Below are 11,994 nucleotides of genomic sequence, written 5' to 3' on the forward strand. Positions count from 1 at the left end.
CCCGAGGACACCAAGGAGCGGACGATGACGCACGAGGCCCTGATCGCGGGCGTGGCCGGCAAGGAGCCGGAGGTGGACGGGCAGGCGTTCACGGCTCCGGGGTCCGTGGTCGTCGGCGAGGTGCGCCTGCGTGCCGGGGCGAGCGTCTGGTACGGCGCCGTGCTGCGGGCGGAGGCCGAGCCGATCGTCGTGGGCGCGAACAGCAACGTGCAGGACAACTGCACCCTGCACACCGACCCCGGCTTCCCCGTCTCCGTCGGCGAGGGCGTCTCGATCGGGCACAACGCGGTGGTGCACGGCGCCACCGTCGAGGACGGCTGCCTGATCGGGATGGGGGCCACGGTCCTGAACGGCGCGGTGATCGGCGCCGGTTCGCTGGTCGCCGCGCAGGCGCTGGTGCCGCAGGGCATGCGGGTGCCGCCGGGCTCGCTGGTCGCGGGCGTCCCCGCGAAGGTCAGGCGGGAGCTGACCGCGGAGGAACGCGAGGACCTCGCGCTGAACGCGGCCCACTACGTGGAGCTGGCCGGGGCGCACCGCGAGGCGCTGGATCGCTGAGGGCCCGCCCCGTGTGCCCCGCGCCGTGTTCCCGGCCGGGCGGGGCTACTCGGCGGCCGGGACCGGCTCGGCCGTCGCCGGGGCCTCGGCCTGCGCCTTCTTCGCCTTGCGCTTGAGGATCAGCATCGAGGCGACGCCGAACAGCACCGCCGCCACCAGCCCCAGCCACGAGAAGCGCTTGAGCCAGGACTCGGCGACGACACCGACGTAGTAGATGACCGCGGTGGTGCCGCCCGCCCACAGGATGCCCCCGAGGACGTTGGCCGTCAGGAACTTCCAGTACGGCATCCGCAGCACGCCCGCGAGCGGTCCGGCGAAGATGCGCAGCAGGGCGACGAACCGGCCGAAGAAGACGGCCCACATGCCCCACTTCTCGAAGGACCGTTCGGCGGTCGCGATGTGGCCCTCGCTGAAGTGGCGGGGGAATCTCCCGCCCAGCCAGGCCAGCAGCGGGCGCCCGCCCTTGCGGCCGATGGCGTAGCCGATGGAGTCACCGATGATCGCGCCCGCGGTGGCGCACGCGCCGAGGACGACCGGGTTGATGTCGCCGTGCTGTGAGGCCAGCAGGGCGGAGGAGACCAGGACGATCTCACCGGGCAGCGGGATGCCCAGACTCTCCAGGCCGATGACCAGGCCCACCAACGCGTAGATACTCACCGCGGGCACCGTCTCGAGCCATTCCTGGACGTGCAACGCCGCTCCTTTCACGTTCGCCGGGCCCTGCGTCTCCCGGCGTGCGGCTCTCCGCGGGGGCGGGGAGCGCACGCCGGGCAGCCTACTCCCTACCGGGTGACCTCCCCGGTGGTGGTCAGCCTGAGGTCCCGCGAGGAGGCGCCGACCCACACGGTCCGCCGTCCGGTGCCGAGCACCCAGCCGTGGCGGCGCGGGTCCCAGCAGGACAGGGTCCGCCGCCGCACGGTCACCGTGACCCGGCGCCGCTCCCCCACCGCGAGGGACAGCCGCCGGTAGCCGCCCAGGACCCGTACGGCCTGGTCGAGCCGGAGGTCCGGGGAGCGGCCGACGTACACCTGCGGGACCGCGACGCCGTCCCGGTCGCCGGTGTTGCGCACGGTGAACCCCACGTCGAGCCCCTTGCGGGTCCACCGCGCCGACGGCTCCCCGTAGGAGAAGGAGGTGTACGACAGTCCGTGCCCGAACGGGAACAGGGGCCGGACGCCCGCCGCGTCGTACCAGCGGTGGCCGATGTGGACGCCCTCCGCGTACTCCACGGTGCCGTCCACCCCGGGGTAGCGGCGCGGGTTCCCGGCGACGGGATGGTGCGCGTCGTCCGCCGGGAAGGTCTGGGTGAGCCGGCCGCCCGGGTCGCAGTCGCCGAACAGGACGGCGGCGGTGGCGTCCCCGCCCTCCTGGCCCGGGTAGTACATCTGGAGCACGGCGGCGGTCCGCTCCAGCCACGGCATCGACACCGCGGACGAGGTGTTGAGCACGACGGTGGTGCGCTCGTTGACCGCGGTGACCGCCTCGACCAGTGCCTCCTGGTGGCCGGGGAGCGCGAGGCTCGTACGGTCCAGGCCCTCGGTGGCGTCCTCGTACGCGAAGAGGACGACGTGCTCCGCCTCCCGTGCCGCCCGCACGGCCCGGGCGACGTCCCGCGCGCGGGTGGCGCCGTCGGCGTACCGCAGCCGGAAGCGCAGCCCGTCGTCACCGCCCCCCGCGGTGACGCGCAGCCGGTGCGGGCCCTTCGTCACGGTGGCGGCGCCGCGGCACACGGCCAGTCCGTCGGGTGCGGCCGAACCCAGTCCGCCGGTGAAGAACTCCTGGTAGCCGGGGAGCTGCGGGAAGAGTTCGGAGCCGTCGAGCAGCACCTTCGGCCGCCGGGTGGGGTCCCCGTCGTAGTGGAGGACGAACGTCCAGGTGTCGTCCCGGTCCGCGGTGAGCGTCCCGTCGTACGTCCAGGTCTCCCCGGTGGCGACGCGCCGGTCCTCCAGCCGGACGGGCGGGGTGAGGGCGTCCGCGGGCAGCGCCTTGCCGAAGAGGTCCTCACCGAGCGCGTAGGTGACCCGCGCGCGGGCGCCCGCGCGCCGCCGGATCGCGTCGAGGGGGCTCGCGGCGTGGTCGGGCACGACATGGGCGCTGCCGCCGCCCCCGACGAAGGGGCGGGAGCCGGACGGCCCGATGACGGCGATGGAACCGGACCCGGAACCGATTCGTCCGGCCGGCAGGGGGAGCGTGCGGTGTTCGTTGCGCAGGAGGGTGGCCCCGGCCTCGGCGACCTCCCGCGCGAGGGCGGCGCCCGCGCGCGGGTCACGGACCGGGCGGGGCGGGCCACCGCGGCCGTCGAGCAGCCCGAAGCGGTCCAGGACGCCGAGGACCCGGCGCACGGCCCGGTCGACGTACCGCTCGGGAACGTCGCCGTCCCGGACGGCCCGCTCCAGGGCGGCGCCGAAGTACCGGCCGTCGGGCATCTCCATGTCGAGGCCCGCGGTGAGCGCGGCGACGGTGCTGTGCGCGGCGGACCAGTCGGTCATCACCCAGCCCTGGAAGCCCCATCCGCCCCGCAGGACCTCGGTGAGCAGTTCCCCGTTCTCGCAGGCGTGGACGCCGTTGACCTTGTTGTACGCGCCCATCACGGCCCCCGCGCCGGCGGCGACGGCCGCTTCGAAGCCGCGCAGTTCGACCTCGTGCAGCGGCTGCTCGCCGATCCGGACGTCGACCGTCTCGCGGCCCGACTCCTGGTTGTTCAGCGCGAAGTGCTTGACCGTCGCGACCAGCCCCTCCTCCTGGATGCCGCGGATCTCGGCCGCGACCAGGTCGGCGGAGAGCAGCGGGTCCTCGCCGAAGGTCTCGAAGTTGCGGCCCGCGTACGGGGTGCGGACGAGGTTCACCATCGGTGACAGGAGGACGTCCTGGCCGAGCGCGCGGCCCTCGCGGCCGATGACCCGGCCGTAGCGGCGGGCGAGGTCGGGGTCGAAGGCGGAGGCGAGCAGCACCGGGGCGGGCAGGGCCGTGGCGGGCCGGGTCACGCGCACCCCGGCGGGGCCGTCGGCCAGCCGGAGCGGGGGGATGCCGAGGCGGGGCACCCCGGGCACGTACCCGGCCTGGCCGAGCGGGTGGGGATCGGTGGCGCCGTGCAGGAGGGAGATCTTCTCGTCGAGGGTGAGGCGGGCCAGGAGCCGTTCGACACGGCGGTTCGCGGCGCGGGCCGGTCCGGTGGCGACGACCGCCGTGACGACCGCGACGGCTCCGCCGAGCAGACGCAGTGCCGCACGCCGTGACACGAGGGGTGCGGGCGGGGACGCGGGGCCGGGCCGGAGGCGGGGGCCGTGATCGGACATGGCCACACTCTGCTGCACCGGCCGCCCGCGTGCCGTCGGACACCACCGGTGCCGCACGAAAGCGTGACGTCAGCCGCCTGGCCGCAGCGTCCACACCACCGTCATCTCACCGGTGACGGCACCGTCACCGCGCCGGATGGCGACGGAGACGGGGAACTCCGGGCGTCCCCCGGCGTCCAGTTCGGCGATGACCTCGGCGGCGGGACGGCCGAGCGTCGCGGTCGCCGTGACGGGTCCCCTGGCCAGCTTCCGGTACGCGATCTCGGCGCTGACCGCGAGCGGTACGGCCCGGGAGAGCTGCTCCCCGAAGGCCGCGAGCACGATGGCCCCGCTCGCCGACTCCCCCAGCGTGAACATGGCGCCGGCGTGCGGGCCGCCGACGTGGTTGTGGTACTCGCTCTGGTCCGGCAGCGTCACCACGGCCGTCTCGGGCGTGGTCTCGGAGAACTGCAGGTTCAGCGTCCTGGCCATCGGCACCGTGGCGGCGAGCATCTCGCCGATCGACTTCTGGTTCGCGCTCATGCAGCGGAGGTTACCCGCGAGTAGCCGCGCGTGGCCAGAGTCGGTGGGGCCGATGTGGCGGCGCGGGGGGCGGATCCGGCCACGCACTGGCGCACGTCGGACAAACGGTTTGGCACTTGGCGCTCCCGACCGGGACAGTGTGCCGGTGACCTCAGCCGCCGACTCCCGACGCGCCCATCGCCCCGCCCCGTCGGGCCGCAACCACACCCTGCTCACCACCGCCTCCGTCGTGACCAGCCTGGGCAGCCACGGCGCCCTGATCGCGGCGTCGTTCGCCGTCCTGGAGACGGGCGGCGACGGCGGGGACGTCGGTCTGGTGGCGGCGGCGCGGACGCTGCCGCTGGTGCTGTTCCTGCTGATCGGCGGCGCGATCGCGGACCGGCTGCCCCGGCACCGGGTGATGGTCGCGGCGAACGCGCTCAACTGCTCGTCCCAGGGCCTCTTCGCGGTGCTCGTGCTCGCCGGGGAGCCCCAGGTGTGGCAGATGATGCTGCTGTCCGCCCTCGGCGGCACCGGACAGGCCTTCTTCGGCCCGGCGGCCGAGGGCATGCTGCTCTCCTCGGTCACCGCGGAGCAGGCGGGGCGCGCCTTCGCGCTGTTCCGCTTCGCGACGCAGGGCGCGACGATGACCGGCGCGGCGATCGGCGGCGCGCTGGTCGCCGTGATCGGGCCGGGCTGGGTGCTCGCCCTGGACGCCGTCGCGTTCGCGGTCGCCGGAGCGCTGCGCGCCTTCCTCGACGTCAGTCACATCCCGCCGCGCGAGCCGGGCCGGGGCATGTTCAGCGACCTGCGGGACGGCTGGCGGGAGTTCACCGGACGGACCTGGCTGTGGGCGATCGTCGTCCAGTTCTCGCTGGTGAACGCGGTCGTCGTGGCCGCCGACGCGGTGTACGGGCCCCAGGTCGCCCGGGACCACCTCGGCGGGGCGGCCGCGTGGGGCCTGGCGCTCGGCCTGTACGCGGCGGGCAACGCGGCCGGGGCGCTGCTGATGATGCGCTGGCGGCCGCGCCGGATGCTCCTGGTGGGCGTGGTGTGCGTGTTCCCGTTCGCGCTGCCGTCCGCCGCGCTCGCCGTGCCGGTGCCGCTGTCCCTGCTGTGCGTGGCGATGTTCGTGAGCGGGGTGTCCATCGAGGTGTTCGGCGTCTCCTGGATGACCGCGCTGCACCAGGAGATACCCGAGGAGAAGCTCTCCCGCGTCTCCGCGTACGACTGGATCGGCTCGGTGTCGCTGGTGCCGCTGGCCTCGGCGCTGGCGGGCCCCGCGGAGAGCTCCTTCGGGCGCCCGGCGGCTCTGTGGGGCTGCGCCGCGCTGGTCGTGCTGGCCACCGCGGCGGTGCTGTGCGTGCGGGACGTACGGGATCTGACGCGGCGTACGAGGCCCGTGACGACGGAGAGGCCGGTCGTCGCGCCGGAGGCCGCCGCCGGACCCGCCGCCACCGGTCCGACGGCCGGCGGCTAGCGTACGCCGACCGGGCCCGCTCACCGTGACTCGTCGCGGTCGCGGGCGGTGTCCGGGACCGGCGGGAGCCGCGGTACCGCGTCGTGCAGCCGCCGGGTGGCGGGGTGCAGGGACGTACGGAACACCTCGGCCAGGGGGCCCCTCTCCACGACCCGGCCGTGCTCCAGGACGACCACGTGCCGGCAGAACCCCTCCACGACCGGCAGATCGTGCGAGATCAGCAGGCAGGAGAGCCGGTGCTCGGCGCGCAGCCTGCCGAGCAGCCCCAGGATGCGCGTCTGCACGGTCGTGTCGAGCGCGCTGGTCGGCTCGTCGAGGACGAGGAAGCGCGGGCGTACGGCGAGGGCGCGGGCGATCGCCACCCGCTGGCGCTGCCCGCCGGAGAGCTGGTGCGGGAAGCGCGCGGCGTGCTCGGCGGACAGCCCCACGTCGGCCAGCAGCGCGACGGCACGCGCCCGCTCGGCGCCGCGCTCCACCAGCCGGTGGGCCCGCAGCACTTCCGCGATCGCCGTGCCCGCCCGCATCCGCGGGTCGAGGGCGCCCTCGGTGTCCTGCACCACGATCTGGACCGCGCGGCGGAAGGAACGTGACCGCTGCATCGAGGCGATGTCCTCCCCGTCGAAGAGGACCGTGCCGCGCGTGGGTGCCGTCAGTCCCAGCAGGCACCGGGCCAGCGTGGTCTTGCCCGACCCGCTCTCGCCGATCACGCCGAGGCCGTACGGCCCCTCGGGCAGCGTCAGGCTCACCCGGTCGAGTGCCGTGGTGGAGCCGTGCACCACGGTCAGTCCGCGCGCCTCAAGCACCGGCAGCCCCTCCGTCCCGCCCTCCGCCCGGCCCCGTGACCGGCCGGGGCGCCGCCGCCAGCAGCCGCCGGGTGCAGGCGGCACGCGGCGCGGTGACCAGGTCCGCGGCGGGGCGGTCCTCGGCCACCCGCCCCCCGTGCAGCACCGCGATGCGGTCGCACAGCCCGGCCAGCAGGGCCAGGTCGTGGCTGACGAACAGCAGGGCCGTGCCGTGCGCGGCGCGCAGCTCCGCCAGCAGCGCGCAGATCCGTGCCTGGGCCGTGACGTCCAGCGAGCTGGTCGGTTCGTCGGCGACGAGCAGCCGTACCCCGAGGGCCGAGGCCAGCGCGATCGCGGTCCGCTGGAGCTGGCCCCCCGAGAGCTGGTGCGGGAAGCGGGAGAGGTACGCGGCGGGCAGGCCGGCCCGCTCCATCCCGGCGGCGGCCCGCAGCCGCGCCTGTGCGCGCGTGCACCCGTGCAGCCGCAGCGCGCGCAGCACGGTCGTGCCGACCGGCAGCACCGGGCTGAAGGCGGCGGCCGGGTTCTGCGGGACCAGCGCCATGACGGAGCCGCGCAGCCGGCGCAGCCGCCGCTCCGGCATGCCCACCAGTTCCTCGCCGGCCAGCCGGATGGAGCCGGTCACCCGGGCGCCCGCGTGGCGGGTCAGTCCCAGCACCGTCAGCCCGGTCGTCGTCTTGCCCGCGCCGCTCTCCCCCGCGACGCCGAGGAACTCGCGCTCGCGCAGCACCAGTTCGCCGATGCGCAGCACCGGCTCCGCACCGAAGTCGACCGTCACGTCGCGCAGTTCCAGGAGGGGGGCGTCGTTCATGGCCGCACCCGTGGGGCGTGCCGCGGGTCGAGACGGTCCCGCAGCACGTCGCCGAGCAGGAAGAAGAGTGCCGCGACCAGCATGATGGCCAGGCCCGGGAAGGTGCCGATCCACCACTGGGTGGCGAAGTAGTCCTGCGACCGGTCCACCATCAGGCCCCAGTCGGGGGTGGGCGGCTGCGGGCCGAGACCGAGGAAGGAGAGCGCGGAGGTGACGAGCAGCACCCCGCCGACGTCGGTCGACGCCTGCACCAGCAGCGGGGTCGAGGCGTTGGGCAGGACGTGGCGGAGCAGGATCCGGCCGTGGCCGAGCCCGAGCGTCCGGCACGCCTCGGTGTACGGGCGGCCGGCGACCGAGGCGGTCTCGCCGCGCACCAGCCGGGCGTACCACGGCCACCAGGTCACGATCAGCGCGACGGTCAGCCCCGCCGTGCCGGCCGTCAGCACCGTGGCGAGGGCCAGGGCCAGCAGCAGGGCGGGCACGGCCAGGAAGACGTCGGTCACCCGCATGAGCGTCTCGTCGATCCACCCGCCGAAGTAACCGGCCACCAACCCCACCGCGGTGCCCACGAACAGCGAGACCGCCACCACGGTCACCGCGACGACCGGGCCGACGCGCGCGCCGTACAGCACCCGGGAGAACACGTCGCGGCCCAGGTCGTCGGTGCCGAACCAGTGGGCCGCGGAGGGCGGGCGCAGCATCCGGGCGGTGTCGGTGGCGCCGGTGGCGTCCGCCGGGTACGGGGCGAGGACGGGGGCGAGCAGGGCGACGGCGACGAGGAGCGCCACGCCGGTGACGGCGAGGAGCCGCGCCGTCCGGCCGCTCCGGGTGCCGTGGGTCATCGCCGCCCCCTCACCGCAGGCCGATGCGCGGGTCGAGGGCCGCCTGCGCCAGGTCGACGGCCAGGTTCGCGGCCAGGTAGAGCAGCGCGACCAGGAGGGTCACCCCGACGACGGCCGGTACGTCGAGGGACCGCACCGCCTCGGCCGCGTACCGGCCGAGCCCCGGGTAGTCGAACACCTCTTCCACGAGGAAGGTGTTGACCAGCGCGTACCCGAAGATCAGCGCGTTGAGCTGCAGGACCGGGTTCCAGGTGAGCCGCAGGGCGAAGCGGCCGAGGACGGCCCGCTCGGGGAAGCCGAGGGAGCGCGCCATCTGGATGTGGGGCTCGCCGGCCGCGTCCAGGAGGCTCGCGCGCACCAGGCGGGCGACGACGGCCGCCGGGTAGGAGGCCACGACGAGGGCCGGCAGGAGCAGGTGGTCGAAGAGGTCGGCGGCCGCCGCCCCGTTGCCGGTGAGGACGGCGTCGAGGAGGGGCAGTCCGGTGACGGTGGTCACCGGGTGCGCGGCGAGCACCTGCCGGTCGCCGCTGCCGGCGATCGGCAGCAGGCCGAGCCGGCTCGCGAAGAGCGTCTGCAGCAGGAGGGCCAGCCAGAAGGTCGGTATCGAGGCGCTCAGCAGCGCACCGGACCGCACGAGCGTGTCGGGGGCCCTGCCGTACCACCGCGCGGCGACCAGCCCCGCGGGAACGCCCACGGCCAGCCCGACGGCCAGTCCGGCGAGCACCATCTGCAAGGTGCCCGGCAGCAGCGCGAGCAGATCGGCGAGTACGGGGCGGTGGGTGCGCACCGACAGGCCCCAGTCGCCGCGCAGCACCCCGGTCACGTACGAGGCGATCTGCGCGGTGACCGGGCGGTCAAGCCCCAGTTCGACGCGGACCCGCGCCCGTTCCGCGGCCGAGGCCCGGGGTCCCGCCCAGACTCCGGCCGGGTCGCTGGGCACCGCCCGCGCGAGCAGGAACGTCAGCACCACCACGCCGAGGGCGACCAGAACCGCCAGCCCCGAACGGCGGGCCGCGTAACGGATCATGTGCGCCCCCGTGCTCCCGGGTCAGCGGCGGGTGAGGTCGTGGACGAACACGACGTTGGCGTAGGCCGGGTTGTCGACGAAGCCCTGGACGTCGCTGCTCAGCACCCGCCGGTACACGTTGGTGCCGAGGCAGAGCACCGGGGCGTCCCTGATCAGGATCTCCTGCATCGTGCGGTAGGTCCGCACGGCCGCGTCCGGGTCCGTGGCCGTCTGCGCGCTCACTCCGTCGATGAGCCGGTCCAGTTTCGGGTTCGCGTAGTAGGCGAGGTTGTAGGAGATCTCCTTCTCGGTGCGGAACACGTTGCGGAAGTACGACAGCGGCTCGGGGTCGTCGGGCCACCACCACATGACGAAGATGTCCTGCCGGTCGTCCGGGTCCTTCTTCTTGGCGAGCGGCCACTGCGCCGACGACCAGGTCAGTCCCTTGACCTCGAGGTCGATGCCGAACGGACGCAACTGTGCCTTCATCACGTCGCCGACGGTGCTGATGGTGCCGTAGCCCGCGGGGTAGGTCATCTGCAGTTCGACGGTGCGGCCGCTGCCCGGGCCGTACCCGGCCGCCTTCAGCAGCCTCCGGGCGAGGGCGGGGTCGCCCGGCAGGTCCAGGGTGGTGGTGTGGGCGAACATGCCCTGCGGGATGAGGCCGTCGGTGGCCACGAGCGCGCCCCTGCTCGCCGTGATGATCTCCTCGTGGTCGAGTGCGTTGGCGACCGCCCGGCGCACCCGTACGTCGTCCAGCGGCTTCTTCTCGGTGTTCATCAGGCCGATCAGGGTCTCCCAGGAGGGCCGTTCGTGGACGGTGAGGTTCGGCCGGCCGCGCAGCGTGTCAAGGAGCTGCGGCGGTATGTCACCGACGTAGGTCCCCTCTCCCGCGCTCATGAGCTGGGCCGCCGTGGACGACTGCGGCACCGCCCGGAAGAGCACTTTCTTGTAGCGGTTGCCGTGCCACCCGCCCCAGTAGTCCTCGAACGCGGTCAGTTCGACCTCGTTCTCGCTGCCCGGCTTCCACGAGTCGACCTGGTAGGGGCCGGTGCCGCGGCTGGTGGCCCGGTAGAACTCCGCGTCGTCGGTGCCTTGGGGGACCTCGTAGACGAAGGCCGCGTAGGCGGCGGAGGCGATGACGTCCAGCGGGGCCGGGCGGGACAGCTCGAAGCGGACCTGCCGCGTCCCGACCGGGGTGATCCGCTCCACCGGGTCCCACACGTAGGAGGCGCTGGCCTTCAGCCTCATGGTGCGTTCGACCGCCGCCTTCACCGCCGCGGGGGTCAGCGGGTGCCCGGAGTGGAACCGCACGTCGTCCCGCAGGGTGAACGTCCAGGTCCGGCGGTCCTTCGACGAGGTCCACCGGGTCGCGAGCACCCCTTCGGTCCGGCCGGTGTCGGCGTCGTACCGGGTGAGGGTCTCGTACGTGTTCGACAGGGCGACGACCTCGTCGGAGTAGGAGCGCGCCGGGTCCCACTCGGTCACCAGCCCCGTGCCCGCCAGGTACACGAAGGTGTCGTCGTGGCCGGCCGTCCGGTCCGCGCCGCCGGAACAGCCGCCCGCCAGGAGCGCCAGTGCCGCGGCGACGGCGGCTACGGCGGCCGGGAGTCCCGGGCGGTACCGGGGGCGGGACGAGGACCGGGAGGAAGGACCGGGGAAAGACTGTTCGGACATGGCCGAGCCCTCCGGGGACGGATCCTGCCAGCCTGGCACGCGCAACGGCGGACCGGCAGCCGTCTTCGAGCTGTTCTGTGCCCCGGCCGGTGGTGCCGTGGGGTGCGTACCGCCCCCCGCGCCTCAGCCGATGCCGAAGGCCCCGTCGGGCGGCTCCGGCGACGGTACGGCGTCCTCGTCACGCACCGGCCGGGCGTCACCGACCAGGCCGCGCAGCGCCGCACCGTGCGCGACGCGTGCCGGGAAGGCGTCGGCGGCCGTGCGGCGGGCCAGCGCCGTGGTGTCCAGCGGGTGGTGGGCGGCGAGGAGCACGGCGTTGCCGAAGCGCCGGCCGCGCAGCACACCCGGCTCGGCGACCAGCACCAGCTCGGCGAAGACGGTGGCCAGCGTGGCCAGCTGGGAGCGGAGGAAGGCGAAGGGCGCGGCGTCGGCGAGGTTGGCGAGATATACCCCGTCACCGCGCAGGACACGGGCGGCGGCGCGCGCGTACGCCACCGTCGTCAGGTGCGCCGGGACGCGGGAGCCGCCGAACACGTCCGCGATCAGGACGTCGGCGGAGCCGGCCGGCGCCGCTTCGAGCCAGGCCCGGGCGTCGGCGCCGTGCAGGGTGATCGGCGCCCCGTCCGGCAGCGGCAGGTGCTCGGTGACCAGCGCGAGGAGGCCGCGGTCGGCGTCCACGACCTCCTGGCGGGAGCCGGGCCGGGTGGCCTCCACGTAGCGCGGCAGGGTGAGCGCGCCCCCGCCGAGGTGCAGCACGTCGAGCGGCCGCCCGGGCTCGGCCACCGTGTCCAGCGCGTGCCCGAGCCGACGCGCGTACTCGAACTCCAGGTGGGTCGGCTCGTCGAGGTCGACGTACGACTGCGGCGCCCCGTCGACCGTCAGCAGCCAGGCGCGCTCCCGGTCGACGTCCGGCATGAGCTTGGCGGTGCCGTGGTCGGTGGTCCGGGTGACGGGTATGGGCTCGTTCACGGGACCCATTGTGCCGCCGGGCCGCGCGGTGCCGGGTGCCCGCCTGTGCGGGCCCCC

11 protein-coding genes are annotated in these 11,994 nt (G+C 74.7%); 2 read left to right on the top strand and 9 right to left on the bottom strand.

Going from position 1 to position 11,994, the window contains the following annotated elements:
* The first annotated feature begins 24 nt into the window (after window positions 1-24).
* The gene (locus UW392_RS25545) at window positions 25-555 is read left to right on the top strand and encodes a gamma carbonic anhydrase family protein (RefSeq protein ID WP_320777462.1); all 531 of its coding nucleotides are present in this window, start codon (window positions 25-27) and stop codon (window positions 553-555) included.
* A gap of 45 nt (window positions 556-600) precedes the next feature.
* Here the strand turns inward: UW392_RS25545 and UW392_RS25550 are convergent, their stop codons facing one another.
* From UW392_RS25550 to UW392_RS25560, 3 genes are all read right to left on the bottom strand, one after another.
* Window positions 601-1,248 carry a DedA family protein gene (locus UW392_RS25550; protein WP_320777463.1) on the bottom strand — a complete coding sequence of 216 codons (648 nt, stop codon included), beginning with the start codon at window positions 1,246-1,248 and terminating at the stop codon, window positions 601-603.
* Window positions 1,249-1,337: 89 nt separating this feature from the next.
* Entirely contained in the window at window positions 1,338-3,851 is a 2,514-nt protein-coding gene (locus UW392_RS25555) for a beta-glucosidase family protein (RefSeq protein WP_320777464.1), read from the bottom strand.
* A gap of 69 nt (window positions 3,852-3,920) precedes the next feature.
* Window positions 3,921-4,373, bottom strand: a complete 453-nt coding sequence (locus UW392_RS25560) for a DUF4442 domain-containing protein (RefSeq protein ID WP_320777465.1) — start codon at window positions 4,371-4,373, stop codon at window positions 3,921-3,923.
* A gap of 145 nt (window positions 4,374-4,518) precedes the next feature.
* Here UW392_RS25560 and UW392_RS25565 point away from each other — a divergent pair, with 145 nt between their 5' ends.
* Window positions 4,519-5,832: an MFS transporter gene (locus UW392_RS25565; RefSeq protein ID WP_320777466.1), complete on the top strand. Its 1,314-nt coding sequence runs from the start codon at window positions 4,519-4,521 to the stop codon at window positions 5,830-5,832.
* A 20-nt stretch (window positions 5,833-5,852) separates the two neighbouring features.
* Here UW392_RS25565 and UW392_RS25570 read toward each other — a convergent pair whose 3' ends face one another.
* From UW392_RS25570 to UW392_RS25595, 6 genes are all read right to left on the bottom strand, one after another.
* Window positions 5,853-6,635: an ABC transporter ATP-binding protein gene (locus UW392_RS25570; protein WP_320777467.1), complete on the bottom strand. Its 783-nt coding sequence runs from the start codon at window positions 6,633-6,635 to the stop codon at window positions 5,853-5,855.
* A complete protein-coding gene (locus UW392_RS25575; RefSeq protein WP_320777468.1) occupies window positions 6,628-7,443 on the bottom strand; it encodes an ABC transporter ATP-binding protein in 816 nt (271 codons plus the stop codon). Before UW392_RS25575 ends, UW392_RS25570 begins: the two co-directional genes overlap by 8 nt.
* The gene (locus tag UW392_RS25580; protein WP_320777469.1) at window positions 7,440-8,285 is read right to left on the bottom strand and encodes an ABC transporter permease; all 846 of its coding nucleotides are present in this window, start codon (window positions 8,283-8,285) and stop codon (window positions 7,440-7,442) included. Before UW392_RS25580 ends, UW392_RS25575 begins: the two co-directional genes overlap by 4 nt.
* A gap of 10 nt (window positions 8,286-8,295) precedes the next feature.
* Window positions 8,296-9,312: an ABC transporter permease gene (locus tag UW392_RS25585; RefSeq protein WP_320777470.1), complete on the bottom strand. Its 1,017-nt coding sequence runs from the start codon at window positions 9,310-9,312 to the stop codon at window positions 8,296-8,298.
* 21 nt (window positions 9,313-9,333) lie between these two features.
* The gene (locus UW392_RS25590; RefSeq protein ID WP_320777471.1) at window positions 9,334-10,968 is read right to left on the bottom strand and encodes an ABC transporter substrate-binding protein; all 1,635 of its coding nucleotides are present in this window, start codon (window positions 10,966-10,968) and stop codon (window positions 9,334-9,336) included.
* Between the two features lie 123 nt (window positions 10,969-11,091).
* The gene (locus UW392_RS25595) at window positions 11,092-11,937 is read right to left on the bottom strand and encodes a fused MFS/spermidine synthase (RefSeq protein ID WP_320777472.1); all 846 of its coding nucleotides are present in this window, start codon (window positions 11,935-11,937) and stop codon (window positions 11,092-11,094) included.
* Between the last annotated feature and the right edge of the window lie 57 nt (window positions 11,938-11,994).

The organism is Streptomyces sp. CRN 30 (assembly GCF_034105845.1).